Origin of the sequence: Aquisphaera insulae (assembly GCF_011064615.1) — a bacterium.
In the GTDB taxonomy this organism is placed as follows: Bacteria; Planctomycetota; Planctomycetia; order Isosphaerales; family Isosphaeraceae; genus Aquisphaera; species Aquisphaera insulae.
In genome coordinates, this window is the sequence record NZ_JAALJH010000007.1 from 86,203 (window position 1) to 112,269 (window position 26,067).

Sequence of the window (26,067 nt, forward strand, 5' to 3'; positions counted from 1 at the left end):
AACCTGCAAAGCAAGAGCCCCGGCATCGGTGGGATGCCGAGGCTCCGAGTGATGGTGGGAGATGGTCGGTCGGTGGGGGAAGGCAGGCCGCGCGGGGGGCCGGCCGATCATCAGCGATCGACGCTCCCGCTCGTCTCGACGAGCCCGTTGGTGAGCTTCTGGATCGCCTGACTTTCAAGCTGGCGGACCCGCTCGCGGGTCAGCCCGAGCTTCTCGCCAACCTCGCGTAGGGTCATCGGCTGATAGGGGCGGAGGAGTCCGAACCGCATCCGGATCACGGTCGCTTCCCTCTCGTCCAGGTCGTCGAGACGGTCGAAGACGCGGCTGAGGTCATCGGCCTCGATCATCTGCTGCTCGGGCGCCTTGCTCCGATCGTCGGTGAGGATCTCGTCGAGGACGGCCCCGTCATCGTCGGAGCACTCGACCTGCGGCGTCAGGTTGCTAACCTTGATGGCCTTGACCACGATCCCGATCTTCTTCTTGGAGAGCCGCAGCGCCTTGCCCACCTCGTCGGGGGTCGGCGCGCGGCCGAGCCGGTCGCTGAGGACGGTGGTAGCCCGCTTCCATTTCGCCAGCAGGCTGACCATGTAGGCCGGCAGGCGGATCGGCTTGCCGTTGTTCATCACGGCCCGCCGGATCGACTGCTTGATCCAGTAGCTGGCATAGGTGCTGAACCGCGTGTCCATCATGCCGTCGTAGCCCTCGACCGCCCGCATGAGGCCGAGGTTCCCCTCCTCGATCAGGTCCTCCAGACTGAGGCCCTTGCCGAGGTAGCCGCGGGCGATGTTGACGACCAGGCGGAGGTTCGCCTTGACCATGTGCTCGCGGGCGTAAGGGTCCCCGGTCGCCACGCGCTCGGAGAGTTCACGCTCCTCGTCGGGGGACAGCAGCGGCGTATCGTTGATGTCGTGGAGGTAGATCTGGAGGGGAGACGCTGTGCTCATCTCGCGGCGTTCGGCTCGGTGGGGCATCATGGCGGATTCGCTCCTTGGTGGCCCTGCTTCATCCTTCGATGGCCCGGGTCCGCCGCCCCGGTCTCGGGGACGGCCTGCTTCCAGTAACCTAGGACATGCATGGTCGTTGTCAATTTGCAGTCGCGAACCGATCACCCCACCGCCCGGCGTCGATGCCCGTCTCGCACTTGTCGATGCTGTGGATCGACACCATGGGGCCGGGGATACCAATTCGGCTCATTGTCCGGGTCGTGCGTGGCCGATGATCGTTGCAAACGTCATCGACGGCTCAATCGCGTCGTGCCGGTCGGGGCGAGCTCCACCGGTCGAGTCGATCCGCGGGGCATAACCGCAGGGAAGGAAGAGGGTTCGAATCATGGTGAGGCTACGAGATGCCGTCCTGGCCGTGGCGATGGCGGTCGGTGGCACCGGATGCGTGATGTTCTGCGACGAGTGCGATGACTTCCCCTCGCCGGGGCCGCCGGGCGGACCGACGATGCTGCTGCCGGGCTCGTATACCGGCCCTCCGCTCCAGGTTGCGCCCGATGCCGGCCCCGGTCAGGAGAGCTCGCCGGCACCATTGCCGCCAGCGAACCCCGCACCCCCCGAATCGACGCCCAACCCCGCGGATGCCGACCAGCCCACCACTCCTCCCGTACCCGTCCCGCCTCCCGCCGCCGATCGAGGCAGGGGGCCCGGCGTCGAGTCTGCCCCCGCGGTCGTTGCGGAGGTGACCTCGGAGTCTCGGGTCGCCGCCACGGCCACCCCGGAGCCATCCGCGAACACCCCGGTTCAACCCACGGGTGAAGAGGGGACCGGTCCTGCCATCCCCGCCGAGGTGCCCACGCCACCCGCTGCCGGCGAGGGGAGCCTTCCGCCCTTGCCCGTCGATCCCGCCACCCCAACCGCGAATCCCTGACCGGTCGGCGTGTCGCAGAGCCTTGTCAAGGCTGGGGGCCGCGAGGGGATCGATCCGATCGGCGTCTCCTCATCACCGCGTCTCTCGAGGGACTCGTTTTCTCTCGTCACAGGAAGGATCTGGAGCCATGGCGAGGATCGCCGCTTTCTGCTTGTCCCTGGCACTCCTGATTGGGTTCTCCGGCTGCACCTGGACGGAAACCCGGAGCGATTACCCGCCGGAGGTCTCGGCCGGCGACGGTCACCATCCGGGCCATCCGCCCGCGATCCAGGGTGAGATGCCCCCGGTGCCCTGAGCGGGCGGGGGCCTGGGGCGAACGACGGGCCAGTGTCGTCGTTCGTCGTTTCATCGAATTGCCGCCGTGTTGACTCGGCCGGTGAGTTTCCGGGACAATTGGCCGATTGCAGCGAGCGTCGGCGGAGAACGAGCGTTTCGTTCCCGAGGCCTGGCCCGACGCCGGGGCTCCAGGGCGTCCGTTGAGACTCCTTCCATGAAGTTGATCATCGCGATCATCCAACCCACCAGACTCGAGGCGGTCAAGGAAGCGCTCTCTCGCGTCGAGGTGTTTCGCCTCACGGTGATGGATGTGCAAGGCTTCGGGAGGCAGAAGGGTTACACGGAGGTCTATCGAGGCCACGAAGTGACGGTGAATCTCCTCCGCAAGATCGAGCTCCAGATTGCCGTCAACGAAGACTTCGTCGAGCCGACCGTCAACGCGATCCTCGAGGCGGGCCGCTCCGGCCCCGACGGCAAGATCGGCGACGGCAAGATCTTCATCCTCCCGCTCGACGATTGCATTCGCATTCGCACGGGCGAACGCGGGCCGGAGGCTATCTGACCGTCGCCCGCGAGGGGGCCTCGACCGCCTCCTCGGGATCTCGTATCGTAATCCCCGGCTCGTCTCCCGGCCCAGTCAGCCTGGGCCGGTCGCATTTTGACGCGGCGACGAGCCTCGAATTGGGCCTACACTCGTTCCGTCAGCACCGGGGAACCATGATCCAGGCGGTCATCTTTGATTTCAACGGCGTCCTCGTGGACGACGAGTCCGTCCATTTCGAACTCTTTCGCGAGGTGCTCGCGGAGGAGGGCGTAACGATCACCGATCGGGACTATCACGAGAGGTACCTCGGCTACGACGACCGCGGCTGTTTCGCCGCGGCGCTCGCCGATGTGGGCCGGTCGGCGGACGATGCCAGGCTGAACGAGCTCATCGCGCGGAAGGCCCGACGCTATGTCGACGTTGCCGACCAGGGCCTGAGGTATTTCCCCAGGGCCGGGGAGACCCTCGACGAATTGTCCGCACGCTGGCCCGTGGCCATCAACTCCGGTGCGCTCCGCCAGGAGATCGAGTACGCCCTGCGACGGATCGATCGCCTGGGCCGCATCTCGGCCATCGTTGCCGCCGAGGATGCCCACAAATGCAAGCCGGACCCCGCCGGCTACTTGCAGGCCCTGGATGCCCTCCGCGAGCATCTGGCGGCGAGGTCGCCTTCCACGCCCGCCGCCGGCCCTTTCCTGGACGCCTCCAACTGCCTGGTCATCGAGGACAGCCTCGCGGGGATCGTGTCCGCCAAGGGGGCCGGGATGTGGGCCGTGGGTATCACCCACACCTACAACGCCCCCCAACTTCGTCAGTCCGGCGCCGACGCGATCATCCACGGGCTGGACCAACTGACCCCGGCGTGGATCGAGGCCCACTTCTCCGGCCGACCGCGCTGACGAAACGCTCGAGATCCGCAGGAAAGAACGAAATCGAGTCGATTGATCGGCATTCATCATGAGTAACGAAGGCTCCATCGCCGACCCCAGCGGACCGATCGGCCTCTTGCTGGGGCGGGACCTGATCTTCACGTCGAAGGTGACCGGCACGGCGAGGGCCCTCGGCCGACGCGTCATGGTTGCCGGCACTCCGGGCCTGGCCGCATCGATGATCGAGGAGTGGCGCCCGGCCGTCGTCTTCGTCGACCTGGCCGCGGGCGACCTCGTGACGCCGGAGGCGCTCGTCGCCTATCAATCCCTGGCCGGCCCCGGGACGCCCTTCGTCGCCTTCGGATCCCATGTGGATACCGAGGCGCTCGCGGCCGCTCGCGCGGCCGGCTGCGACCGGGTCATGCCCCGCAGCGCCTTCACGCAGGAGCTACCCGACCTGATCCGCCGATACCTTTCGGCCCCGGGGACCTTGGCGGGCGATTGAAGCGAAGGGGCTCTTCAGTTCGCCTCGCCGGCTTGCACGGCGTCTGCACGGGACGGCGCCTCGTGCCGGGCCGGAATGGAATGCGGCATCTTCGAGGGAACCTCCGGAACCCGGGCCCCGATTTGCCGTAGTCGATGGCCGAGGCCCAGGGTGAGGAGCACGGCGGGGATGAAGAGGTTGCCGTAAGCCTGGGCATATAACGGCGCGAAGACGGCCAGGCCGGGGATGAGCAGCACGGCGGCGAGCCAGGCCCGCTCCGCGTTACGCCACGGAGCCGGGGAGGGATCGTTCAGGGCGAGATGGATCGCCACGGTCGTCGGGTAGAGGAGCCAGACGAAGGCATAGTTGAACGACAGCGGGGAGAACATCACGATCAGGAGCGTCATCAGGGCGAACTCGATCGCGTCGGTCTCCCCCGTCCGGGCACCCTGCCTCGGCATCGCGAAGAGAACGAAGAGCGAGAGCCCGAGCATGGCGGCGAGGGTGATCAGCGTGACCGCTCGGAAATCCAGCGAGGCAACGTTGACGCGCCAGGCGGACCGGAGCGACGCGGCGACCTCCGGCCCGTAATCGTCCCAGCGGGGGGTGTCGGTCGGAGCGTTGAGCATCGCCGTCAGGTCGAACGTGCCGTCGCGGCCCAGCGCCGCCTTGCGAGATTGCGCGGCCGGCAAGGGCTTGCCGGCCGCCTCCGCGGCGGCCGTGGCCGTCTCCACGCCGCGGGTGATGGCCTTCTCGCCGTCCGCCGGCACGTCGCGGAGGAGGCGGTGCGCCATGGCCATGATCGACTGGTTCTTGTAGCTGAACGATCGATACGGCCGCTGGGCGATCCCGTGAGAGTTGTAGGTGAAGACCATGCCCCGCGCCCAGACGTCCACATCGCGGACCGCCTGGGCCGGCGTGCGGAAGGGCAGGGGGACGATGAGCAGCCAGGTCGCCAGCGCCAGGATCGTCGCGGCGGTGGCCCGCCACATCCGGCGATAGATCAGGTATCCCAGGGCGAGGATCGGAAATGCCTTGATCGCCGCGGCCGTCGCCACGAGGACCCCGGCGAGCCCATTGCGGCCTCGCCGCAGGCAGGCGAAGGAACCCAGCAGCAACGTGAGCAGCGCGAGGTTCGGCTGGCCGAGGAGGTAGGTGTTATGGATCAGGGCGATGATGCAGAGCGAGGGCGCCAGGTAGAGCAGGGGGTGCTGCCCCCAGATGCTACCGAGTCTGCCGTTGCCCGCCCGATCGCGCCGGCCGCCGACCGCCAGGTGGATCGAGAGTAAGACGGCTCCCAGCCAGGCTACGGAGTGGCCGAGCACCAGCACGAGGGTTGTGCCGTGCTTGCCCAGCGGGCTGAGATATCCCAGGAGGGCGGCGGCGGAAGGCGGATACATGAAGGGAAAGAGCCGGCCCGAGGCCGGATCCGGATAGATCTCGATACCCTTGCGGACGGCCTCGCCCACCTGATACCAGAGGCTGTAGTCCTTGTTCGGCCGGTCGCGGAGATCGGCGGCCAGCGGGATCGCCGAGAAGACGAGGCAGAGCAGGGCGAAGAGGACGGCGAGGCCCACGCGTGCCCGCGGCAAACCATGAGGGCCGGCGCCGTCGGCGGCGGGAATGCCATCCCGACGGATGCCGGCCGGCCTGTCCTGTCTCTGATCGTCTCGACCTGTCATTTGCGGCTCGTCCTTCCATGGCTCGCCGGGGGTGTGAATCGGCGGGATCGTAACGCGTCGAGGCGATCTGTCAAACGGCAATCCCGCCGCCTTTCCAGGGCCGAGCCTGCGTTTGCATCAAGCCCGGGTGGGAATGGAGCCGATCCTGACTCGAGGAGCGGCATTCCGTCCGGGGTTGACACGCGCGGCGGTTCGGCTAGAGTCCCCGCGGCTCCTGTCCGTGATCGAGCCCGTCCCGGGCGTTGCCCCGGTCGTCGGGGGGTCGTCCGACTCCTCGACCCACCCTCTCCCTCTCCGCGAGAGTGGACCGTGTCGCCGGATCCGATTTCGCCGGAACATGGCTCGACCGAGCCCGAGCCCAATCCCAGGGCCGTGCATCGCCCCGTCCTTCTGGAAGAGGTGGTGGCCCACCTGGGATTGGCGGAGGGCATGGTCCTCGTCGACGGGACCGTCGGCGCGGGCGGGCATGCCGCCGCCCTCGCCCGGAAGGTCGGCGCGAGCGGGCGCGTGATCGGGCTGGATCGGGATCCGGCCATGCTGGCCCTGGCAGGCGCCGCCACCGTCGGCTTGCCCGTGACCCTGGTCCAATCGCCCTATAGCGCGATCCGGCGGGTCCTGGACGAGCTGGGGATTGCGGTCGTCCACGGCATCGTTCTGGATCTGGGGCTCTCCTCCGATCAACTGGCCTGGGCTGATCGCGGGTTCAGCTTCGCGACCGAAGGGCCGCTCGACATGCGATTCGAATCCGGCACCGATCCCGATCGGGCGCCGGGCCCGACCGCCGCCGAGCTCGTCGCGACGCTCCCGGAAGAGGAGCTTGCCCGCATCTTCTTCGAATATGGTGAGGAACGGTTCAGCCGCCGGATCGCGCGGCGGATCGTTGAGACCAGGCGGGCCGAGCCGATCATGACGACCCACCAGCTCGCCGAGCTGGTCCGCCGGTGCATCCCGGGCAAGTACCGGCACGGGCCGATCGATCCGGCGACGCGCGTCTTTCAGGCCCTGCGGATCGCAGTCAACGAGGAGCTCGAGCACCTCGACGCGACCCTGGCGATCCTGCCCGAAATCCTGGCCCCCGAGGGCCGTGCCGCGATCATCAGCTTCCACTCGTTGGAAGACCGCCGCGTCAAGTGGGCCTTTCGAAACGAGCCGAGGCTGACCGTCCTGACGAAGAAGCCGGTGACGGCGACGGTCCAGGAAGTGTCCCTCAATCCTCGTGCGCGAAGCGCCAAACTCAGGGTGGCCGAGCGATGTCCGAACCCGAAACAGGCTGGAATGACGAGCCCGAACCCGTCGTGAACCCCGCCGAGTCCGGAGCCCCTCCCGACGTCTCGGGGCACATCCCGACCGCCGCCGATCAGGGCGAGCTCGGGGATCAGGATGAGGGCAGTGGCGAGGAAGAGGGGCCGGAAGTCGAGGGCTCCGCCGCGGGCCGCCAGGGGGGCGTGAGCCTCGCCTCTCGGCTCCTTGCCGGAGCCGGCACCGCCGCGAAGTCGGCCGGATCGCTGACCCTTCAAGGTGTGAGCGTAGCCCGGCGCCATCCTCGGGGACTGCTCGCCGCGGGCCTCTCCACGGCGATCCTCGGGGGCGTGATCGTCCTCCGGCCGGGCACGGGGGCGCGCGACCTGAAAGTCCAGTTGCCCGGAGATGCCGACAAGGCGCCCGCCGCTGCGACCGGTCGGCCCGATAAGCCCGAAGAGAATGGCGACAAGGAGCCTGCACCGCCATCGAATCTCGCGGGCGACCCATCGCCAGTCCCACCGAAGGCGAGCGAGTCGGCACCGGCTTCGACCCCCGCTCCAGAACCCGATCCCGGGAAGCCGGAGGCTGTTGCCGCGGATCCGCCCTTGCCCGTACGCGGATCCGAGCCCCTTACGCCGGCCGATACGACCTCTCCCGCGCGCGATCGCGTCGATGACCTGATCGCTAGTGCTGCCGAATTGCCAGCTCCCTCCGATGCTCCCAACACCACCGCGCCCGCTCCCGCTCCCATCCCGAACCCGACTCCGGCGGTCGGCGAGCCTGTGAAGCTGACCGGCGGCGAAGGTGCGGCCGAGCCTGGATTACCTCCGATCGAGACACAACCCGCGATGGCGGCCGCATCGGGAACTTCCCATCCGCCGACCCCGGCCACGGCCGTCCCAGCTCCGGACGGACCTGCGAGCTTGGTCGCCCCCCCGGCGTCTCCCCCGCCTATCGAGCTCGCCGCCGCCGATACAAAACCTGGTACGCCTCCGCCTGGTGCGCCGGCCTCCGCGCCTGCCGCCACCGTCGCGGATCCTAAGGCAGCTCCAGGCTCCGCTCACGCTCCGGTCCCCCCTTCCGCGATCCCGCCCGTGGAGCCGAAGCCCGGGCTTGGCCTTGCGCTCGGAGCCGCCGCGGTCGCTGCTCCGGCACTCGATCTGGTGGATGGCAAGAAGGAAGGACCTCCGAAACCCCCCAACGAGAAGGGCGCTCAGCCCGCTGAACCTCACATCGGTCCTGCACCTAACCCTGTCGCACAGGCTCCAGCACCGGCCAGTCCCGTGCCCGGCAACACCACGCAGGCATCGCCTGCGCCGGCACCCGCTTCGCCCGCGCCTGCGCCGGTAACCGCTTCGCCCGCGCCTGCGCCGGTAACCGCTTCGCCCGCGCCTGCGCCGACACCGGCTTCGACCACGCCTGCGCCGGTAACCGCTTCATCCGCACCTGCGCCGGCACCCGCTTCGCCCGCGCCTGCGCCGACACCGGCTTCGCCCACGCCTGCGCCGGCACCCGCTTCGCCCACGCCTGCGCCGGCACCCGCTTCGCCCGCGCCGGCACCCGCTGCGCCCGCATCATTGCCCTCGAGCCCGTCGGTTGCGGTCCCGTCGGTCGTGGCGGTCGCCGTGCCCTCAGCAAAGCCAGTGGACCTGCCCTCTCTCCATCCGGCGAGTGACGCTGGCCCCTCTTCCTCCGATAGGGGTGTCGCGGCGGCAGATCCTCTGGCATCCTCGCCGGGGCATTCTCCCAAATCCGAGGAAAATGCGCCGAGAGCCTTGTCCGAGGACGAGCTGACGAAGCAAGGCTGGGTGCCGCTCAAGCACTCAGGAGGAGAGATCGATCGCGACATCCAGCGCGAGATGCCGGCCATGGACGAGGGCTCGTCCATCGACCCCGGGGCCCACGCGGACAAGTCGCAGAGTTTCGACCTCGAGACGCCGCCGGCTCGCAACGAAGACCTCCCTCCCGGAAGAAAGGTATCGATCGCGAGTCCCGACAGCTCGGCCGCGAGGGCTGCCGCCCAGGCCGACGGCAAGGCCGAGACCGTGCTCCACAAGGTCGCGACCAATGAGAACTTCTGGACGATCTCCCGCACCTATTACAACTCGGGCCGATTCTATCGCGCCCTGTGGAAGGCCAATGCCGATACGGTCCCCGTCATCGACAAACTCTATCGCGGCACGGTGATCCGGATCCCGCCCGAGGAAGATCTCGACCCGGCCTACATCGATCCTCCGGGGGCCAGCATGCGCACGGCCCGCGCGGGGACGGAGTCCACGGCCGGACGCGGCGGCCGGGCCCGCCAGGATCCGGAGATCGATCGCTCGGAGGCCCGGACGCGATCCAAAGCCGATTCTGACGGCGTTCCCATCCGCCGCTCCCGCCGTGCGGAAGCGGAGCTTGACCTCCCCGATTCCGACGCCGACTCGGCGAACCCCCGCGAAGCAGGCTCCGCCTCCGGCAATTCCGGGCGATCCAGGAACGCCCGCCGCGCCTTCCGAGACGACGATTCGGAGCCACCGGCCCGCCCCTCGGGTGGCGCGGAGCGGCCGGTATACAAGGTCCGCCAGAACGATACTTTGCGCACCATCGCCCGCGATACCCTGGGCGATGCCCGCCGCGCCGACGAGATCCTCGAGCTGAACCACGACATCGTTGACGATCCTGTTCATTTGATCACAGGTCAGGTCCTCGAGCTCCCGGAAGACGCACGAACGAGCCGCCCGCGCAAGCGGTAGGCCGGCATGACGCCCTCTTCACCGCCCGGCCGAACGATCGCGGGGAGAATTTCCTCGAGTCCTCGGCCGGGTCGTTGTATCGCCGCAAGTCATTGCTTAATCTGAGTCATCGTCGTCGGCGCGGGCGGGCGGGCATCGGGTTCACAGCGATGCGAGGCAGGCGGCTGGGAGCGGAAATTTGATCGGGATTGGGACGACGCTCAGGCAGCGCTATCTCCTGGAGAAGGAGCTCGGCCGAGGAGGCATGGGGGCGGTCTACTCGGCGACCGACCAGGTCCTGGCGCGGAAGGTCGCCATCAAGCTGCTCAAGGAGCAGGGGGGAGACGAGGTCGGCAAGCGGCTTCGCCTGGAGGCCCAGATCGCGGCCCGGCTCCTCCACGACAACGTGGTGCGGATCTATGACTTCGACCAGGATTCAGGCATCTCGTATCTCATCATGGAAGAGGTGGACGGCACCAGCTACGTCAGGCGGTGGCGAGTGCTCACCCTGGCCGAGCGGCTGCGGATCCTCGCCCAGGTGGCGGATGCCCTGGATTATGCCCACCACCAGGGGGTGATCCACCGCGACATCAAGCCGGGCAACGTCCTGCTGACGGCAACGGATGTCCCCAAGCTGTCCGACTTCGGCCTTTCGCTCCTGGCGGAGCAGGCGGATGAGTCGGGGGCCATCCGGGGGACGCCCCACTACATGAGCCCGGAGCAAGCCAAGGGCAAGCGGCTCGACTTCCGGACCGACCTGTACTCGCTGGGGGTGATGGTCTACGAATCCGCGACGGGCGTCGTCCCCTTCCTGGGGAACACGACGACCGTGATGGCGCAGCACTCCGGGACGCCCCCGCCGCGACCCTCCGAGCGAAATCCGTCGATCTCCGAGTCGCTCGAACGGCTGATCCTCGATCTCCTGGCCAAGCGGCCCGCCGATCGTCCCGCGAGCGGCGCCGCCGTGGCGGAGGCCCTCCGCCAGGAGGTCGAAAAGCTGGGCTCCCAGGGCCTCGATCCGGCCGTTGACGCGCCGCCGGCAATCCCCGCCGGGCCGGATCTCGCCGCCCTGGCGCGGATCGAGGAGGAGGCCGGCTCCGTGGACTCCGGGGAGGCGGCCGGCGGCGACGGATCGCCCCCGGCGAAGTCTCCGACGCGTGCCGTCGCCCCCCCCCGGCCGGTCCCACCGCCGGCCAACGCGGCCGATCTGGTCACCTCGCCCATGGTCCGCTCGATGCTCCGCCGGGTCCTCGCCGAGCCGGTGATCCTCCAGCCGGAGGAACGCTACCTCATGGGCCACTACCTGGCCTACCTGCTGATCGGTGCCAGGCGATTGAGCCTCTTCAAGCGACGGGACGCGGACCGTCGCAACGCCGATCGCGCACGGCTCCTCCTGGCCATGACCTACGCCCTTTCCTGCGGCCCCACGGAAGAGTCCGTCAAGGAGGCCGCCGAGCTGCTCGACCAGCAGATCGAGGTCCGTCCCGCGCTCTCGCCGGTCGTCGTGGCCAAGTACCTGGAGTGGCGGGCCAGCCCCCCCCACCGTCGCCTCTTCCGGCAGACACGCAAGGCCCTCCTCGAGGCCAGCTCCTACGCACGCAAGTCGATGACCGATGCGAAAGGGGTGCTCAATCCCGGGCTCATGCCCCAGGTCCTGGACGACCTCCGGAAGGTCGCCCCGACGCGGACCGTGGTGGACGACGTGCTCGTGGAGCGATGGAACCGCCTGGCGGAGATCTGGCGCGATCAGCCCGCCTTCCGCACCGCGACCCTGCGCTACGCCAGCCCCCTGGCCTATCGCGATCCGGCCAGCCAGGCACTCTGGCCCGAGGTCGTCTATCCCCTGATCGAGCTCGCCCGCTGGCAGCGGCGGTTCCGGTCGCGGGCGGAAGCCGTTTGGGACGGGCTCGTCGGCAAGGTCCTCCATATCGGCGACGCTGGTTCTCAGCTCGATCGGCTGCTCGAGCGATCGGTCCCCGCCCGCGTGGTCGCCCAGATCGACGACTCGGTCAACCTGCTGGCCCGCAAGCCGCGGGACGTCGAGGAGGACGAGGATGTAGGGGCCGAGGCCGACGAAGCGGCCGACCGCCTGAGCGCCGCCGTCTCCGGCGGCGCAATCGACATGGACGACCTCGCCGCCGACGCGTCCCGATCCGGCCAGCCCCGGAGCTTCGTCCCCCTGACGCATCCCGACCCGCTCCGCTTCCTCCAGGGCCAACTCCACGAGCTCTGGAAGGAGGCCGTCAACGCACTCCAGAGCCAGGCCCGTCCCGTCCCCGGCCGCCCCGCCCCCGCAGGCCACCAGCACATCGCGGTGGGGCCGTATCGGCTGGTCGTCGTCGCCTCGCTCCGCGGCCGGGCCGCCGGCCAGGTCGCCATCCAGGGGATGGCCAACAAGCAGGTGGAGATGACCACCCCCTCGTTCCGCACCACCGGCTCCGCGGGCAAGCCGATCCTGGCCATCTGGCTCTACAAGGACAACAGCCTCGTTATCTCCCACCTCGACTTCCAGGGGGCCGTCAAGTACATCCTCTGGCATGCCCCGAGGGCCCACCAGCTCCGCTTCGACGTCCCCGAGGACGTCTTCCGCGAGCTCCAGACCCTCGGCCTGGAACCCCCCGAGCAGCTCGACAAGGCCCTCTCCCGCTGGTATCGCCCCAGCAATAAGGTATGACCCGTGGACTCCTCGCCGGAAAGTGAGGGCGTGGGGTCATCGACGCTTGTCACGTCTGCTCCCCATTCGATCGGACGTCCCCGGGCCCTCCTGGTTGCAGGGCGAGTCTCAGCCTCACCAGATCGTCCGGGATGAGATCGCGATTCGGCACCTGCAAGGCATGCAGGCGGCGGCGGTCGCGATCCCCATTCCGGCTACCGTCGGAGGCGGCGTCAGCCGGTGGCCCGCTCCGTCCGTGCCATGCCCTCGATGCGAAGCATGTCGTCGCGGTAGGCCGCCGGCGTCGTCTTCATGAAGCGGCGGAAAACCACGGTGAGGTGGCTCTGGGAGCAGAAGCCGACCTCATAGGCGACCTCCACGATGGTCCGCCGCGGGTCGCGGAGGAGATCGGCGGCGCGGCTGACGCGCTGCTCGATGATGTAGCGGTGGGGGCTACGGCCCGTCGCCCGCTTGAATACGCGCAGGAAGTGATAAGGGCTGAGGCCCGCCACTTGGGCCAGCCTCGCCACCGAGATCTCCTCGCCGAGCCGCTCGTTGATATACGCCATCGCGCGGCGGCAACGGGGATCGTCCAGGGTTTCCACGGTCATCGGCATCGTCATCATCGTGTCGCGTTCCACTTGCACACCTCTTGATCCATCGTCGTCGACCCCGGGGCGGACTTCGGCGAACCATCTGTGCCGGCCGGGGGTCCTATCTCGATGCGACTCCGTAAAGCCTCGCCATGTCGCGGTGCCGCTCGTGCCGATCCGCTGTGGATCGCGCCCATCAAGGGCCGCGAGGTGACGGGGGTTCACGCCTTGGGATTTAAGGGCGCAACCTTCACCCAGGGGGTGGCGAAGGCGAAGGCGCGAGCCGCCGGCTCAACAGCGAAGCGGGGTTCGCCAGGCCGGGAGGAGAGGGGAAAGTGCCAGGTGGTTCGAGGTGCGGAGAGAAAGATCACCCTTGCCGGGGACGGGCGGGCCTTCGGGGCAGAATGCCGCCGTCTCGCCATCGTCCTCGGTGCTCGCCTCCTCCGCGTCCACCATCATTTCCAGCGGATCGCGATCGTCCGGCCCCAACACAAGCTCATCCTCGGGCCGACGGATCGGCAGCGATCCGGCTTCGGGGTGCGTGTTCGTCTCGATGCAGTCGGTCGGCGTCGGCGAGGTCTGCACGTGGTCGGCCACGGCCGCGGGGACGAGAGACGCCCCCACTCTCTCGGCGGGCGAGAGGTTCGTGGTACCGGCGAAGACATAGAGAAGGGTTAGCAGTCGCAGAGCCATGCAGTCCGCCCGAAGAGGATTCGGAAACTGTGCCGCGATCGCGTACGTAGTTTGATTCTATTCACGCGTTCCGTCGAGTGTCAAACTCACTCTCGAATTCCTGCTGCGTTTGGCGACGCCGAAATCCTAAACCATTCCCACAAGGCATGTTCCCGCATCTTCCCGAAATTCGGCCCCTTGACTGCGGAAACCCACTTCGCTACTTTGTGTGACGTAGTAGTGGTGAGGGAGGCATCGATGGGGAACTGGGAAACGCAGTTGCGCAAGGGGCTGGTGGAACTGGCCGTCCTTGGGCTCATCTCTCGCGGCGAGACGTACGGGTATCGGATTGTGGAGGAGCTCCAGGGGATTGAATCCCTGGCGTTTACGGAGAGCACCATCTATCCGGTCCTGGTACGGCTGGCACGCGAGGGCTGTCTGGCGGTCCGATCCGAGCCCTCGCGGGCCGGTCCCGTGCGCCGCTACTACCGATTGACGGCGGCCGGATCCAGGCGATTCCGGGCGATGGCCGTGAGCTGGGAGTCCGTATCGAGGTCGATTTCGGGATTGATCGAGTGCCAGAATGAACACGTGAAGGAAGGATAGGACGATGATGACCGCGGCGCCGGTGATGGAACGGATGTCGGGGAGCCTACGGGGGCTGATTGACTCGCGGCTGGACACGGTCGACCGGATGCTCCTGGGCCGGCTGCCTCGATCGGAGCGGCTGGATGTCGTCCGCGACGTCGAGTCGCAGATCTACGAGCTCCTGGAGGAGCGTGCGGGGCGGGAGGGGGAGGAAGTGTCTCGCGAGGACGTGCTGGCGGTCCTCGCCCGGCTGGACCCGCCGGAGGCGTACCTCAGTGAGGAGGCCGAGGGAGAGGTCTCCCCGCGACGCACCGGGGAAACAAACCGGCGCGAACGATCACAGACCGCGTCGGGCATCAAGGCGGATGCGGCTGGCCGCCGGCTGGCTCTCATCAGCGGTCTCCTGGGGATCGTCTCGTTTGTGACGTCGCTTCTCCTGCTTCCCCTGGTTTACGTCTTCGTGTCCGTCGCCCCTTCGGCCAGCAACGTGCTGGTGCTCGGATTCTGGTTCTCTTCCACGACCACCATCTTCGTGCTCGAAACGTTGGGCATCGTCCTGGCTGTTCGCGCGGGTCTCCACAGGCCATGGTCGGTCGTCGGCCTTGTGCTCGGAATCCTGGGCGTGCTTGCGGCTCTAGGCCTGTCGGCCTTCGGTCTCTTCATCTGACGGTGAATTGCAGGGGGGCGTGACTCGGTCAAGGAATGCCCGGCGTGAGGAAGATCGACTCACGCCGGGCGTTTCTCCGTCAAATTCCCATGCCCTGAGGCGATCGCCTGTCACGAACACGGCTGTCGGACTGACAAACTTGAAGAAAAAACTACAATCTCCTTCAAAAAGCCGGATCCCGGGTTGTTCAATCGCCGCGGATCGCGCTAGATGGCCCTCGCAGATCGGCCACCCCATCTCACATCGTTCGACCTGATAAACCTAACGCACAGATCGGTCCGGGAACTCCGGCGGATCTGTCGCTTGAACTAACCGGTTGCCCACCCTAGGGGTTTGCCGCGCGCTGAAGGAAGTCGCGGCGGGGGTAGGGCACTGAAACCGACTTCGGTCGATCCCAAGGAAGGGCTCCCCGATGAGACGACGAATCCCGCGCTGTGATCGGTTCCGGCTCCCCACCTGGCTCTGCTTCCCATTCCGGGGTCGGGCTCGCCTGGCCCTGGGAGTTGCCCTGTGCCTGGCTCAAGGGGCAGGGGTGATTCCCGGCGGAGCGGCTCTCGCCGCGAGCAAGAAGTCGGCGTCCACCGTACTGACCGGCCCCGTGGTGCTTGACGCGGATGGCCGTCCGCTCCGGCTCCCGGCCCGCGTGAGCTCGGCGGCGGTGGCGCTCCAGTCGAACCGGACGCCGTCCTATCTGGCCTACCGCGTCTCGAATCCGAAGGCCCTGGATGCATCGATCCCCACGGTCGTCACCCATTCCGGAGACAAGACGACCGGGCCGCTGTACTTCAACCCGGCCGTGAAGGCCCAACTCGGCGTGGCGCTCGCGGCCGGCTCTAGCGTTGCGGTAAACAACGGCAAGAGCACGACCTTGCTCCAGCCCATCCCTCCTGTCTTCGGCCCCGGGGTCTCCAATGGCAAGGTCCTGGCCTGGCTGGCAGCCCAGACGGCCGCCAGCCGCTCCGCGACCTCTGACGCCTCCGCGACGACGGCGAAGGGCTCGACCACGACGGCGCAGCAGAACCTGCTTGATCCCAACAAGATCCTCGATTCGATCACCGGGAACAGCCTGATCAAGGACATCACGAGCCTGGTCTCCAAGGAGTCCAGCGGCGTGGCCAAGTGGAATCAGGAGTCGCTCGAAGCCCTCAAGGCAGAGCTGCGGCGGGCGACGCTCAAGGACGTGTCCGCCCACGCCGCTCTGACATCGGGAACGACCGTGGCCGCCCAGGAGCTGAGCACGGCGAGCGGCGGTGCGACCGCTGACGTCCAGCCGGCTCCGGTGCCCGAGCCCGGCTCGATCCTGGTCTTCGGCATGGCCGCCTCCGCCATTGCAATCCGGGGATGGCGTTGTCGTCGCAGAGCAACCTGAATGGCTGGCGATCCGACGGCCGCTCGACGAGACCGCCCGGCCACAAGGGGACAAGCCTCGCCTCGTCTCGGCGCACATCCTCCTGGCGTCCGGGGCGAGGCGAGGTCATTCCCCAGATTCTCCGCGCTCATCGCTCTCCCTTCATCATCACATCCCTCTTCAGCCCCGGCCTCCCCGACGACCTCACGGGAATCCCTCAAGACGGGCCGCGAAGTCGGTCGAAACCCGATGAGCCGATTTGGTCGAATTCGACCGTCGGTCGGGCCTCCCATCCTGCGTCGTAGCCGCCCGACCCGAGGATCGATCGTCCGGACGCGAACCACGGGGGGCCGCATGCCGATCCTGCTCCGCGAGCCTCTGAGCTCAGCCAGTCACGGCATCGGATTTGTGCTGGCGGTCTTCCTGACGTGGACTTTCTGGCGGACTTGCAGCGAGAGGGTCCGGCTCGCGATGGCCGCAGGCAGCACCAAGGCCGTCGGACTTGAGCGTGGAAAGCTCGCGTCGATGCTGGTCTTCGGGCTCAGCATGATGATCTGCTATGGCTGCAGCAGCCTGTATCATGGGGCGACGGCGGAGGCGGGAACCCTGGCCAGGCTTCGCAGGCTCGATCACGTGGGGATTTACCTGCTGATCGCCGGGACGTACACACCTGGGGTCTGGTGCCTCATGCACGGGCGCTGGCGGAGCCGGACGCTCCAGGTCGTCTGGACGCTAGCCTTGTGTTGTTCGGCCAGGATCTGGATGGGTGGAGTGCTCGCCCGGTGGGCGTCAACCATGATCTATCTGGGGATGGGCTGGGGCGTCCTCCTTTGCTATGGCGAACTGGCGAGGAGCTTGGGGCATCGCGCCCTGCGACTCCTCCCGATCGGCGGGGCCTTCTACAGCGTCGGGGCGGTTATCAACCTGACGGGTTGGCCGGCCCCGTTTCCCGGCGTCTTCGGGGCCCACGAGGTCTTCCACCTTTTCGTGATCGCGGGCACGGCCTCCCACGCCTGGTTCATGATCCGAGTGGCCATCCCCGCGGCGGAACCGGTCGCGAGATCCATCCCACCGGTCGCCGGTGCTCGGCTGGGTTGGCGGCTGGCTAGACTGGGCGGCCAGGTCTCGCTCGATGTGGGGGAGACGTTACCGCGAGGGCCATCCCTGGATCGCCGCGGGAGCGGATCTCGCGCCGTCTCCGAGCCGGATGCTCGCGAGGCGTCAATCCGCGGCCCGGAGATCCCCATCCAGGTCGCGCCCTCGACGCCCGGAGAGCACCTGGGAGCGAGCCGTTGAACCTCAGCGGCGAATCGCCTCGCGAATCCGTTGAGCGGTCTCGGACTGACTGAGATCGGACTTGCCGAATCCCGGCACCGCGCCCGCCTCTCGGGCCTCTTGCTGGGCCGCGGGCAGATTGCTGACCAGCATGACCGGCGGTGCGGACACGGCCGAGTTCGGGTCCTGCTTGATGGCCCGGATCAGGTCGACTCCCGACGAGCCGTCCCCATCGAGGATTCGATTGACGAGCACGAGCTGGAATGGTCCCGACGCGAGCAGGCGGCGGGCGTCCTCCAGGTCGTCGGCCGCCTCCACGCGCGCACCGAGCTGCCTTGTGAGGAAGTCGGCGATCATACCGCCGTCGAAGCCGCACTGGCCGATGCTGAGGATTCGCGGGGATTCCGTCTGGTTGTCGTGTTCCATGGCGCTGCCCTGAGGGATCGGTGGTCGCTCGGATCTGAGAGGAGCACGTCGAATCGCTCCCCGCGTCCCTCCATTCTAGTGATGATGTCCAGTTACCTCACTCCCCTGGGTGCAAATCCGGACCCAAGCGATTGGCGATCAAACGCCATGCGGCAACTCGCGTGAACGCAAAGCCTTGGCTGTCAAGTGAATTTTTGGAAGTTTTAATTGACTGCCGTGTAACGTCTTGTGGCGAGTCTATGGCTTCTCTTGGCGAATTGCATGAACGAAAAATCGCAGACATGGCGCACTCTCTCTATAGAGGCGTGACGAGGATCGCCTGGAGGTGGAGCGGGTCTTTCGTTGAGCCCGAATCCCGTATAGGGGATACGCCGAGAGAGGGACAGGTAACCATGTCAAGGCGGAGCGCGAGAGAGGAAGATGACCTGCGGTTGATCCCGCTGTTCCCCATCGGTCCGCTCACCCCGACGTCCCAATGTCCCCACCACGGGCCGATTCGCAGGGGGTCGTCGTTCTGTTGCATGGTCTGTTCCCAATCCGGGCTCGACGACCACCCAAACCTGAGTCGCGACGCCAGGACGGATCCTCGTCCTGAGCCGAAGCGGGCCGCCGCGGAGCCGTCGCGGAAGTGTGCCTCGCGAGAGACTCGCAGGGAGCGGAGGCTCCGGCTCCGCGTGGGGTCCGGGCCCGCCTCTGCGGGCCCGCCCCGGTCCTGAGTCGCACGGTCCCCCCCGCCCGGGTGATCCGCCGCCGTCCCGCCCGATCGTCCCCGGCGGCGCGGCTCACGTGAGCCTCTTTGATCAGAAATTTATAAGTGAGTTGATCATGATTCAGAAAATACGAAGTCTCCTGCTGGCGGAGCGGAAGACGCTGCTCCTGGTCGCGGTCACCTCGGTGGCGTCCGTCGGCCTGACGGGCGGAGCGATCCCCGCGGCGTTGCGATGGTGGCGAGGCGATTCCGCGGCGGCTCCGGCCCTCGATCCTCGCTTCGTTGCCATCGGCCGCTCGTACGTGCCGGAGCTGGGCGAGGCGTACTCCGCCGCCTGGGAAGACGGGGCGAAGGCCCTCGAGGCCGGCCAGGGCATCGGCGAGGCTCTGAAGGTCGTCGGCCGGTCGTGGGAGCAAGGACGGGCGAAGCTGTTCGACCGGCTGGTGACGCCCGAACTCTCCAAGGTGATCCCGGACGGGAAGGCGGAATCCGAGATCGAGGATGGCGACAAGGAGGCGATGGTCCGGGCCTGGCGAGGCCTGGCCGGCGGCATGAAGCCCCGCGGTCGGTTGAGCTGGCCATTCGGCCGTTGAGGACCTGGGGGCCGCCGCGAGGGGCACGGAGGCGGCGGTACAGCGAAAAATCAAGACAAGAGAATACGACGATTCGATCAACACGGAGAATCACCCGAGATGGGCGCGACGATCCCCCCGCAAATCGTGACCGGCTGGCTGGGCATCGACGCCGCGCAGAAGGCCTGCGCCGGCCAGTTTCCGGCCCTCTCGACGGCCGCCCCGCACCTCCTTCGCGACACGCCGACCGCCCCGATCCTGCTGTACAAGGCCTGGCGTGAGGTGCTCGGCAAGGATCCGGATTATCCGGCCCAGCAGATCGGCGACTGCGTCTCATTCGGCCACGGCCACGCCAACGATCTGCTGCAATGCATCGAGATCGGCCTGGGCGAGGCGTCCGAGTACCGGGAGACGGACACGGAGTTCATCTATGGGACGTCGCGTGAGGCCGCCGGCATCCTCGGCCGCGGGGACGGCTCTTACGGGGCGGCCGCCATCAAGGCGATGACGACAATCGGCGTCGTCAGCCGCGAGCTGCTTGGCCCCGACGGCGCCTACAGCGGCGGTCGGGCTCGGGCCTGGGGTCGCACCGGTGTGCCGCGGGCCATCAAGGAGAAGGCCGGCCCGTACAAGCTGGGGTCTGCCGCGCTGGTCTCGACCTGGGATGAGCTGGTCGCGGCGCTTGGCAACGGCTATCCCGTGACCATCTGCTCCAACCAGGGCTTCTCGCTGCACCGAGATAAGGATGGGTTCTGCTCGGCACAGGGAATCTGGGGCCACTGCATGCTGATCGCGGGGGTCCGGTTCGACCGCCCTGGCGCGTGCATCCTCCAGAGTTGGGGCCCCGAGACTCCGGACGGGCCTCGATCCCTCGATCAGCCATCGTTCTCCTTCTGGGCGGATCGCCGAGCGGTCGAGCGGATCCTCGCCGCCGGGGATTCCTGGGCACTCTCAAGGGCCGCTGCATTCGTGAGCCGGCCGCTCCCGGAACAGTGGGGATATCACGCGGCGGCATGAGCCGATGAGAAGACCGTCGATCAAGGCGAACTCCCCTCGCGAGGGCCGCCGCGCGGGACCGGCCGACGAAGGCCGAGGATGGCCCGCGCGGCGTGCCTCACGCGATGCGGGGGCGCCCGACAGTATCCGCCATGCCGCCCCGCGGCGGCCACGACGTGGCCCGCGAGATCTCACCGTCGACGAATGGGCCTGGCTGGCCCTCCTGTCGGCCATGGGGCTGTTCCTGCTCCTCTGCGAGAGCCTCTGGACCGTTATCCCCCTCTGAACCATCCAATCCATCACCACCGAGGTCCGATCACGATGAAAAGCGTCGCGGTTCTACTCAGTCTGGTCAATGGTTACAAGACCTACTCCTCGGTCATCCTGGCCGTCGTCTCCGGGCTGGGGATGATCCTCTCGAAGAACTACAGCGAGGGCGCCGCCCAGATCTTCCAGGCGCTCCTGGTCGTCTTCAGCGGCACCACCGTCGTCAGCATGCGTCACGCTGTCTCCAAGGCCGAGGCTCAAACGCCCTCGGCGTCCTGAAGGGGCCGGGGCGGCGTCGGCAGATCGGGGACCTGCCGACGCCGCTTCGACGCAAGACCGCGCCCCCAGGATCAAGGAACCGCGGGCATGAGTTCTCTACCCGAAATCACCGTCAGGTCTGCCACCCTTGTGGGTGGCCTCATGGCGACCGGCGTCGCCGTGATCGCCGAAGCTACCTCGACCGATCCGTCCGTGAACACGGGCTCGTTCCTGCTCGGAGGAGCCGGGCTCATCGCGGCCATCTCGGCCTTCTCGAAGGACTACTGGACCGACCGTCAGAAGCAGCGAGACCACGAAGTCTGTGTGCTCCGCCTCAAGCTGCGGACCGGCCGATCCCATGTCGCCCTCAATGATCTGTACCACTGGGCCAAGGCTGCCCACGACGCCGTGCCCACGCTACCCGCGGTCCCGGAATTCCGCGCGGATGAGGGCAGTAACTCCCAGACGGAGATCGCCAATGCTTGATTTCTGCAGGTGGTGGAGCGGCCGCAAGACGCAGATCGCGGCGGTATTCGTGCTCGCCACGGTCCTGGTCTGGACGATCTTCTCGCTGGCCAGGTCGGAGATGAAGTACCGCGAGGTCGTCCGCGAGGTCCGCGAGGGGTTCCGCCGAGAGGCGGCCATTCGGGACGCGACCCTGAGGGCGCTCCGGGCCGTGCCGCCTCAGGTCGCCGCCCAGTCCCGGAAGCCGGCGGCTCCGTGATGGCCTGCCGAGACACACGAGTTGGGAGCCCGATCGTGCCCGTTCGAGCCCACAGTCGCAACCCTGAGGACATCTCGTCGCCCCTGCCTGATCGGGATGGCGAGCCTCCCGTCGCCCCGGAGCCCCTGCCCACGGGACGCGGGACCGTCGGGCTGACCAAGTTGCTCCACGACTCCCTCGACCTTCCCAGCCCCGACGATCCGACGGTGTCGGGCCGCCAGAAAGTGATCCGACAGGTCCTGAATCTGGCCGGCCGTGGCGACCTGAAGACCATCCAGGAAATCTGGACTCGCCTCGAAGGTAAACCCGGCCCGGCCTTCGAGCCCTCCGAGGAGGAGCCCGGGCCGCTGACCGAGGACATGGCTCGGAGATATCTGGAACTCGCCCTCGACGGCACTGACGACGAGGCCCAGGAAGGCGACGAAGATGCCGGCACCCACGACGAGGACTAGCGGGAAGATAAACGGAGTACCGTGGCTCGATGCCGTCCGCAACCGTCGCCCGGAGACGATCAAGGAGCTGGCCGGATGGGTCTACCGCTTCCTGGGTGTTCGCATCCCCTCCCGATCGGTCTGCTCCGGTCACCATGCCCCGCTGGACATCTTCGCCCATCAGGTGCTGGAGCGTCCCTCGCTGGCCCTCTGGCACGGTCCCCGCGGCAGCGGCAAGTCGTTCCTCTCGGCGATCGACACGCATCTGTCCAGTCGGTTCCACCCGCGGCATGAGACGAGGATCCTGGGAGGGTCGAAGGCCCAGTCCGAGCAGATCTACCGGGCCATCGCCGAGGTGGTCCTGCACGGCCAGGGGGATTCCGGCAGCGATCGGGAGGTGATCCGGAAGTTGCTCAAGACGGAGGCCGACTACGTCAACGGTTCCCGGGTCTCGATCCTGGCGGCCAGCCCGACGAGCGTCCGTGGTCCCCACGTCGCGAGCCTGAAGCTGGACGAGGTGGACGAGATCGTCCCGGACATTCGCGAGTCGGCCCTGGGCATGGCGATGGAGATCCGCGGCGTCCGCGCCAGCGTGCTGATGACGTCCACCTGGCACCGCTTGGACGGGCCCATGGCCGCCCTCATCGATCGCGGCCGAGGCGGCGAGTTCCCCGTGTTCACATGGTGTGTCTTCGAAGTCCTCGAGCGTTGTCCCCCGGAGCGGAGCGGCGTGAACCTGGAGAAGTGCCCGGAATGCCCCCTGGTGGCCTGGTGCCATCAGGACCACGATGGGAGACCGGGATGGCGGCCCAAGGCCAAGCGGAGTCGCGGTCATTATGCAATCGACGCCCTGATCCAGAAGGTCAAGGGCCTCTCCGCGAGAGTCTTCGCCAGCGATTACCTGTGCCTGGGACCCAAGGCCGATGGCGTCTGGTTCACCCAGTACGACCCGGCCTCCAACGTGAGCGAGTCCGCCGAGTACGATCCGGCGCTGCCGGTCCATATCGCGATCGACAGCGGCGTGTTCACCGGCGCCGTCTTCTTCCAGGTCGCGCCCGCCTCGCGGCGAGGCGAGCGAGGATCGAATAGAGATTATGTTCATGTATTTGGTGATTACCTGGCGGAGGGCCGGACCGCCGAGGCCTGCGCCCTGGAGATCCGGGCCATGGCGGACGAGCTCTGCGGAGGTGCCCGCCGGACCGTCTCGACCGACTCCGCGGGGGGGGCCCGCAACCCGGTGGGCCCCACGGTCATCGCCGAGTACCAGCGATGCGGTCTGGTTGGTGAGGGGGGGATCCAGTCCTGGCCCAAGTATCCGGGCTGCGTGAATGAGGGGCTCGGGCTCATCGAGAATCTCGTCCGATCGGCCGACGGGGGCGCTCGGCTGATCCTCCATCCAAGGTGTCGGCGGCTCGACGTCGCGCTCCGCAGCTACGCCCGCGCCCGGCGTGGGGGGCAATGGATGGACTATCCGGCCGATCCCCAGCATCCCCATGAGGACCTGATCGATGCCCTCCGTGGCGGACTCAAGCTGAGCTTGCCGGAGGACCGCGGGCAGGCAAGGGGGCTCGCCCGTGCCCGGGTCGGCCGCGTCTTCTGAACGCAGCTTCTTGCCTTGCCTCTCGTCGCTCTACCCATTGTTCGTCGTGGCCATCGTTCGAAAGACACTCAGCCGGACGTAACGACATCATGGCACTCGCACCCAACTCGGCAGTCCTGGCCTACCTGAACGGACCGGCGGGCATCCCCCGCCTCAAGCTCCCCGACGGCCGGGTCGTCGATCGCCCCCATCCCGAGTGGCTCATGCACCAACTCCGGTGGCGATGGCTCCTCGACTCGTGGGAGGGGGGAGAGGCCTACCGGATGGCCGTCTACGGGTTCGATCCTCAGGGGATGCCCGTCCGCAACCTGATTCGCCACAAGCGGGAGTATCCCTCCGCGTTCGACGCCGGGACCTCCTCGCAGGGCGGTCGGCCGCCGGGGAGCGACCCCGCCGCCCAGGCCACGGACGACGACTATGAGCTCCGCAGGGCGAGGACCCCCGTCCCCACGTTCGTGGCCGAGGCCGTCGAGGCGCACCTCGCGAGGATCTACAGTCGCGAGGTCCATCGCGAGGGCCCGGAGCGGCTGGTGGCCTGGTGGCGGGACGTGGACGGCCGCGGAGCCACCATCGACGACTGGATGGTCGGCACCATCGCGCCGTTGCTCATGGTCCTCGGCCAGCTCGACATCATCATCGACCATCCGGCGATCCCCGCCGGCGAGGAGGTGCGGAGCAGGGCGGACGAGGTCCGCCTCGGGCTCGATTCCTGCGTCGCATCGTACATCCTGCCGGAGAACCTCACCTGGTGGTCGCTCGACCGACTCGGCGGCTACAGCGAGTGTCTCGTCCGAGAGGTCGCGGACGACGGCGAGGTCCGGTGGCGGTACTGGGATGCTCGCATCTGGGCGGCCTATGATTCGGCCGGGGCCCTGGTGAGGGGGCCCGTGGAGCATCCCTTCGGCCGCGTCCCCGTCATCCGCCTCTTCGACCGTCGCCGGCCGAGGAGCCGGAACATCGGCCTGCCTCGCTATGAATCCATCGCCGAAATCCAGAGAGAATTTTATAATCGCGATAGCGAGTTGATCCTGTCGGACACGACGCAGGCCCACCCGCTCTTGCAGGGGCCGGAAGATTACGTCCAGGCCGACGGCACGATTCCCATCGGGCCCAACTGGCTCCTCCCCAAGAAGAAGAACACCGGCGGCTCGGGCGCGACCTATGAGGGGTTCGATGTCGTCCCCTTCCCCAAGGAAGGGGCCGACTCGATCCGCCTCAACAAGGCGGACCTTCGCGACGCCGCGGATCGCGCGGCATTGCTGCTGAAGCCCGCCGGCGGCGCGGGGACCTCGGGCTCCACGGTCGGCCAGAGCGGGATCTCCAAGCGACTTGACCAGGCGGCCGGTAACGACCTGCTGGGCAAGATCGCCGCCATGCTCGGCCGGGCCGAGCGGCAGATCGCCGAGCTGGTGCTCCTCGTCCTCGATGACGGCAAGCCGCGCGGCGACGCGGCGGCCCTGCGGGTGAATTATCCGACGCAGTTCGACCTATTCACCGCCGAGGAATTGGCCCGGGCCATCTCGCAGTTCCAGGGCATCGTGGCGGCCGCCGGCCACGCGCCGGCCACCGAGTCCCAGCTCATGCGGAAGCTCGTCCGCCTCATGCTCCCCGGTCTCGAGGATGGGGACTACGCGGGCTTCGACGCCGAGATCGACGCCTACCTTGACTCCCGCTCGGCGAGCGGGCCCGCGAGGGCCGGCTCCCCGGACGAGCTTTCGCCCGGATCTCGTCCGGATTGCTCGAAATCCGCGCCGTAGCCTCGTCGCGGCGTGCTCCTCGCCTGGCCCTTGCACACTTCCGAGACGGCCGACGCGGTCGCCTCGGTCCATCGCACCGCAACGGAGCTGAACCGTGAGCGAACCATCGTACAGCCAATCGAATTCGAGCCCGGCCGTCGGCCCTTCGGCCGCCCCTCCGACGATCCATCTGAGCGTCGAGGAATACCAGAGGCTCCGGGCGTTCGAGCAGCAGCTCGACGAGGTCCGGAAGGCGCAACAGGTGGCGATCGACGCCAAGGAAGCGGAGCGGCTGAGGGCGCTCGCCGAGAAGGGGCAGATTGAAGAGGCCCTGGCCCAGCAGCGAAAGAGCTGGGAGCAGAAGCATGCCGAAGCTACGGCCCGCTACACGCAACTCGAGCAGCAGGTCCACGCCGAGCGGAAGGCCGCGGTGATCGCCGAGTCCTTCGAGGGCCGGTCGTTCATCGGCGAGACCGCCGAGCAGCGGGCCGCCACGGCGATCATGGTCCGGCGTCTTCTCCAGGAGGAGTTCGACTCGACTCGTGACGCCTCCGGGGCGCTGGTGGTACGGGAGAAGGTGAGCGGCCGGCCTGCTATCGAGGTGCTCCGCGAACGGCTCGATTCTCCCCAGTTCGCGATCTTCTTCGCGCCGTCTTCTCGCGGCGGGTCGGGCACAGACGGGACCCGCCCACCTGCGAACCCGCAATCCTCGCAGCCCGGCACGCTTGACGCGATCGTCGCCGACTGGCGGAACCGGCAGAACCAGTATCAGTCGTTCGGCCTCCGCTCCCGCAGTTGAACCGATGACGCGTGTCGCGTCCGGTCGCTGCGAGCCTCCCGCCGACCTCCTCGACCCTCCCGAGTTC

At 67.8% G+C, this 26,067-nt stretch carries 26 protein-coding genes; 21 read left to right on the plus strand and 5 right to left on the minus strand.

Annotation, left to right across the window (positions count from 1 at the left end; translation table 11 throughout):
• Window positions 1-110: 110 nt before the first annotated feature.
• Window positions 111-971 carry a sigma-70 family RNA polymerase sigma factor gene (locus G6O54_RS06460; protein WP_165222116.1) on the minus strand — a complete coding sequence of 287 codons (861 nt, stop codon included), beginning with the start codon at window positions 969-971 and terminating at the stop codon, window positions 111-113.
• A gap of 358 nt (window positions 972-1,329) precedes the next feature.
• Here G6O54_RS06460 and G6O54_RS06465 point away from each other — a divergent pair, with 358 nt between their 5' ends.
• The 5 genes from G6O54_RS06465 (at window position 1,330) to G6O54_RS06485 (ending at window position 4,066) form a co-directional block, all read left to right on the plus strand.
• Window positions 1,330-1,872 (plus strand): hypothetical protein, encoded by a 543-nt coding sequence (locus G6O54_RS06465; RefSeq protein WP_165221799.1) that lies wholly within the window; start codon window positions 1,330-1,332, stop codon window positions 1,870-1,872.
• Window positions 1,873-1,999: 127 nt separating this feature from the next.
• Window positions 2,000-2,167 carry a hypothetical protein gene (locus G6O54_RS06470; protein ID WP_165221802.1) on the plus strand — a complete coding sequence of 56 codons (168 nt, stop codon included), beginning with the start codon at window positions 2,000-2,002 and terminating at the stop codon, window positions 2,165-2,167.
• A 195-nt stretch (window positions 2,168-2,362) separates the two neighbouring features.
• Window positions 2,363-2,710 carry a P-II family nitrogen regulator gene (locus tag G6O54_RS06475; RefSeq protein WP_165221805.1) on the plus strand — a complete coding sequence of 116 codons (348 nt, stop codon included), beginning with the start codon at window positions 2,363-2,365 and terminating at the stop codon, window positions 2,708-2,710.
• Window positions 2,711-2,865: 155 nt separating this feature from the next.
• Window positions 2,866-3,591, plus strand: a complete 726-nt coding sequence (locus G6O54_RS06480) for an HAD family hydrolase (protein ID WP_165221808.1) — start codon at window positions 2,866-2,868, stop codon at window positions 3,589-3,591.
• A gap of 58 nt (window positions 3,592-3,649) precedes the next feature.
• On the plus strand, window positions 3,650-4,066 hold the full coding sequence (locus G6O54_RS06485; RefSeq protein ID WP_165221811.1) for a response regulator: 417 nt from the start codon (window positions 3,650-3,652) through the stop codon (window positions 4,064-4,066).
• A gap of 14 nt (window positions 4,067-4,080) precedes the next feature.
• Here the strand turns inward: G6O54_RS06485 and G6O54_RS06490 are convergent, their stop codons facing one another.
• Window positions 4,081-5,727: a glycosyltransferase family 87 protein gene (locus G6O54_RS06490; RefSeq protein ID WP_250846744.1), complete on the minus strand. Its 1,647-nt coding sequence runs from the start codon at window positions 5,725-5,727 to the stop codon at window positions 4,081-4,083.
• Between the two features lie 309 nt (window positions 5,728-6,036).
• Here G6O54_RS06490 and rsmH point away from each other — a divergent pair, with 309 nt between their 5' ends.
• The 3 genes from rsmH to G6O54_RS06505 all read left to right on the plus strand — a co-directional run bounded on the left by rsmH (window position 6,037) and on the right by G6O54_RS06505 (window position 12,360).
• Window positions 6,037-7,026: a 16S rRNA (cytosine(1402)-N(4))-methyltransferase RsmH gene (rsmH, locus tag G6O54_RS06495; protein ID WP_250846745.1), complete on the plus strand. Its 990-nt coding sequence runs from the start codon at window positions 6,037-6,039 to the stop codon at window positions 7,024-7,026.
• Window positions 7,027-8,744: 1,718 nt separating this feature from the next.
• On the plus strand, window positions 8,745-9,707 hold the full coding sequence (locus G6O54_RS06500) for a LysM peptidoglycan-binding domain-containing protein (RefSeq protein ID WP_165221820.1): 963 nt from the start codon (window positions 8,745-8,747) through the stop codon (window positions 9,705-9,707).
• Window positions 9,708-9,885: 178 nt separating this feature from the next.
• Window positions 9,886-12,360, plus strand: coding sequence for a serine/threonine-protein kinase (locus G6O54_RS06505; protein WP_165221823.1), 2,475 nt, complete (start codon window positions 9,886-9,888; stop codon window positions 12,358-12,360).
• A gap of 212 nt (window positions 12,361-12,572) precedes the next feature.
• Here G6O54_RS06505 and G6O54_RS06510 read toward each other — a convergent pair whose 3' ends face one another.
• Entirely contained in the window at window positions 12,573-12,980 is a 408-nt protein-coding gene (locus tag G6O54_RS06510) for a helix-turn-helix domain-containing protein (protein WP_165221826.1), read from the minus strand.
• Between the two features lie 243 nt (window positions 12,981-13,223).
• Entirely contained in the window at window positions 13,224-13,625 is a 402-nt protein-coding gene (locus G6O54_RS06515) for a hypothetical protein (protein ID WP_165221829.1), read from the minus strand.
• A 237-nt stretch (window positions 13,626-13,862) separates the two neighbouring features.
• On the opposite strand from G6O54_RS06515, the gene G6O54_RS06520 reads away from it, so the two are divergent.
• From G6O54_RS06520 to trhA, 4 genes are all read left to right on the plus strand, one after another.
• Window positions 13,863-14,210, plus strand: a complete 348-nt coding sequence (locus G6O54_RS06520) for a PadR family transcriptional regulator (protein ID WP_165221832.1) — start codon at window positions 13,863-13,865, stop codon at window positions 14,208-14,210.
• Window positions 14,211-14,214: 4 nt separating this feature from the next.
• Complete coding sequence (locus tag G6O54_RS06525; RefSeq protein WP_165221835.1) at window positions 14,215-14,859, plus strand: HAAS signaling domain-containing protein; 645 nt, start codon at window positions 14,215-14,217, stop codon at window positions 14,857-14,859.
• 412 nt (window positions 14,860-15,271) lie between these two features.
• Complete coding sequence (locus G6O54_RS06530) at window positions 15,272-16,228, plus strand: PEP-CTERM sorting domain-containing protein (RefSeq protein ID WP_165221838.1); 957 nt, start codon at window positions 15,272-15,274, stop codon at window positions 16,226-16,228.
• Window positions 16,229-16,561: 333 nt separating this feature from the next.
• On the plus strand, window positions 16,562-17,503 hold the full coding sequence (trhA, locus tag G6O54_RS06535; RefSeq protein ID WP_165221841.1) for a PAQR family membrane homeostasis protein TrhA: 942 nt from the start codon (window positions 16,562-16,564) through the stop codon (window positions 17,501-17,503).
• A 3-nt stretch (window positions 17,504-17,506) separates the two neighbouring features.
• On the opposite strand, the gene G6O54_RS06540 is transcribed toward trhA, so the two are convergent.
• Window positions 17,507-17,908, minus strand: a complete 402-nt coding sequence (locus G6O54_RS06540; RefSeq protein WP_165221844.1) for a response regulator — start codon at window positions 17,906-17,908, stop codon at window positions 17,507-17,509.
• 825 nt (window positions 17,909-18,733) lie between these two features.
• On the opposite strand from G6O54_RS06540, the gene G6O54_RS06545 reads away from it, so the two are divergent.
• From G6O54_RS06545 to G6O54_RS06585, 9 genes are all read left to right on the plus strand, one after another.
• Window positions 18,734-19,210 (plus strand): hypothetical protein, encoded by a 477-nt coding sequence (locus G6O54_RS06545; RefSeq protein ID WP_165221847.1) that lies wholly within the window; start codon window positions 18,734-18,736, stop codon window positions 19,208-19,210.
• A 99-nt stretch (window positions 19,211-19,309) separates the two neighbouring features.
• A complete protein-coding gene (locus G6O54_RS06550; RefSeq protein ID WP_165221850.1) occupies window positions 19,310-20,206 on the plus strand; it encodes a C1 family peptidase in 897 nt (298 codons plus the stop codon).
• A gap of 300 nt (window positions 20,207-20,506) precedes the next feature.
• Complete coding sequence (locus G6O54_RS06555; RefSeq protein ID WP_165221853.1) at window positions 20,507-20,731, plus strand: hypothetical protein; 225 nt, start codon at window positions 20,507-20,509, stop codon at window positions 20,729-20,731.
• Window positions 20,732-20,872: 141 nt separating this feature from the next.
• Window positions 20,873-21,196, plus strand: coding sequence for a hypothetical protein (locus G6O54_RS06560; RefSeq protein WP_165221856.1), 324 nt, complete (start codon window positions 20,873-20,875; stop codon window positions 21,194-21,196).
• Window positions 21,189-21,434 carry a hypothetical protein gene (locus G6O54_RS06565; RefSeq protein ID WP_165221863.1) on the plus strand — a complete coding sequence of 82 codons (246 nt, stop codon included), beginning with the start codon at window positions 21,189-21,191 and terminating at the stop codon, window positions 21,432-21,434. Before G6O54_RS06560 ends, G6O54_RS06565 begins: the two co-directional genes overlap by 8 nt.
• Before the next feature lie 35 nt (window positions 21,435-21,469).
• Complete coding sequence (locus G6O54_RS06570; RefSeq protein WP_165221868.1) at window positions 21,470-21,886, plus strand: hypothetical protein; 417 nt, start codon at window positions 21,470-21,472, stop codon at window positions 21,884-21,886.
• Window positions 21,861-23,465, plus strand: a complete 1,605-nt coding sequence (locus G6O54_RS06575) for a hypothetical protein (RefSeq protein ID WP_165221871.1) — start codon at window positions 21,861-21,863, stop codon at window positions 23,463-23,465. The genes G6O54_RS06570 and G6O54_RS06575 overlap by 26 nt, the downstream gene beginning before the upstream one ends.
• Before the next feature lie 89 nt (window positions 23,466-23,554).
• Window positions 23,555-25,222, plus strand: coding sequence for a hypothetical protein (locus G6O54_RS06580; protein ID WP_165221876.1), 1,668 nt, complete (start codon window positions 23,555-23,557; stop codon window positions 25,220-25,222).
• Window positions 25,223-25,316: 94 nt separating this feature from the next.
• Window positions 25,317-26,000 carry a hypothetical protein gene (locus G6O54_RS06585; RefSeq protein ID WP_165221881.1) on the plus strand — a complete coding sequence of 228 codons (684 nt, stop codon included), beginning with the start codon at window positions 25,317-25,319 and terminating at the stop codon, window positions 25,998-26,000.
• Window positions 26,001-26,067: the final 67 nt, after the last annotated feature.

Excerpts from the sequence above, each read along its gene's own strand:
- G6O54_RS06540 (WP_165221844.1), bottom strand. The coding sequence starts at position 17,908 with ATGGAACACGACAACCAGACGGAATCCCCGCGAATCCTCAGCATCGGC.
- G6O54_RS06580 (WP_165221876.1), top strand. The coding sequence starts at position 23,555 with ATGGCACTCGCACCCAACTCGGCAGTCCTGGCCTACCTGAACGGACCG.
- G6O54_RS06565 (WP_165221863.1), top strand. The coding sequence starts at position 21,189 with ATGCTTGATTTCTGCAGGTGGTGGAGCGGCCGCAAGACGCAGATCGCG.
- G6O54_RS06490 (WP_250846744.1), bottom strand. The coding sequence starts at position 5,727 with ATGACAGGTCGAGACGATCAGAGACAGGACAGGCCGGCCGGCATCCGT.
- trhA (WP_165221841.1), top strand. The coding sequence starts at position 16,562 with ATGCCGATCCTGCTCCGCGAGCCTCTGAGCTCAGCCAGTCACGGCATC.
- G6O54_RS06460 (WP_165222116.1), bottom strand. The coding sequence starts at position 971 with ATGCCCCACCGAGCCGAACGCCGCGAGATGAGCACAGCGTCTCCCCTC.
- G6O54_RS06475 (WP_165221805.1), top strand. The coding sequence starts at position 2,363 with ATGAAGTTGATCATCGCGATCATCCAACCCACCAGACTCGAGGCGGTC.
- G6O54_RS06550 (WP_165221850.1), top strand. The coding sequence starts at position 19,310 with ATGGGCGCGACGATCCCCCCGCAAATCGTGACCGGCTGGCTGGGCATC.
- G6O54_RS06480 (WP_165221808.1), top strand. The coding sequence starts at position 2,866 with ATGATCCAGGCGGTCATCTTTGATTTCAACGGCGTCCTCGTGGACGAC.
- G6O54_RS06465 (WP_165221799.1), top strand. The coding sequence starts at position 1,330 with ATGGTGAGGCTACGAGATGCCGTCCTGGCCGTGGCGATGGCGGTCGGT.
- G6O54_RS06530 (WP_165221838.1), top strand. The coding sequence starts at position 15,272 with ATGAGACGACGAATCCCGCGCTGTGATCGGTTCCGGCTCCCCACCTGG.
- G6O54_RS06470 (WP_165221802.1), top strand. The coding sequence starts at position 2,000 with ATGGCGAGGATCGCCGCTTTCTGCTTGTCCCTGGCACTCCTGATTGGG.
- G6O54_RS06545 (WP_165221847.1), top strand. The coding sequence starts at position 18,734 with ATGATTCAGAAAATACGAAGTCTCCTGCTGGCGGAGCGGAAGACGCTG.
- G6O54_RS06525 (WP_165221835.1), top strand. The coding sequence starts at position 14,215 with ATGATGACCGCGGCGCCGGTGATGGAACGGATGTCGGGGAGCCTACGG.
- G6O54_RS06485 (WP_165221811.1), top strand. The coding sequence starts at position 3,650 with ATGAGTAACGAAGGCTCCATCGCCGACCCCAGCGGACCGATCGGCCTC.
- G6O54_RS06575 (WP_165221871.1), top strand. The coding sequence starts at position 21,861 with ATGCCGGCACCCACGACGAGGACTAGCGGGAAGATAAACGGAGTACCG.
- G6O54_RS06555 (WP_165221853.1), top strand. The coding sequence starts at position 20,507 with ATGAAAAGCGTCGCGGTTCTACTCAGTCTGGTCAATGGTTACAAGACC.
- G6O54_RS06515 (WP_165221829.1), bottom strand. The coding sequence starts at position 13,625 with ATGGCTCTGCGACTGCTAACCCTTCTCTATGTCTTCGCCGGTACCACG.
- G6O54_RS06520 (WP_165221832.1), top strand. The coding sequence starts at position 13,863 with ATGGGGAACTGGGAAACGCAGTTGCGCAAGGGGCTGGTGGAACTGGCC.
- G6O54_RS06560 (WP_165221856.1), top strand. The coding sequence starts at position 20,873 with ATGGCGACCGGCGTCGCCGTGATCGCCGAAGCTACCTCGACCGATCCG.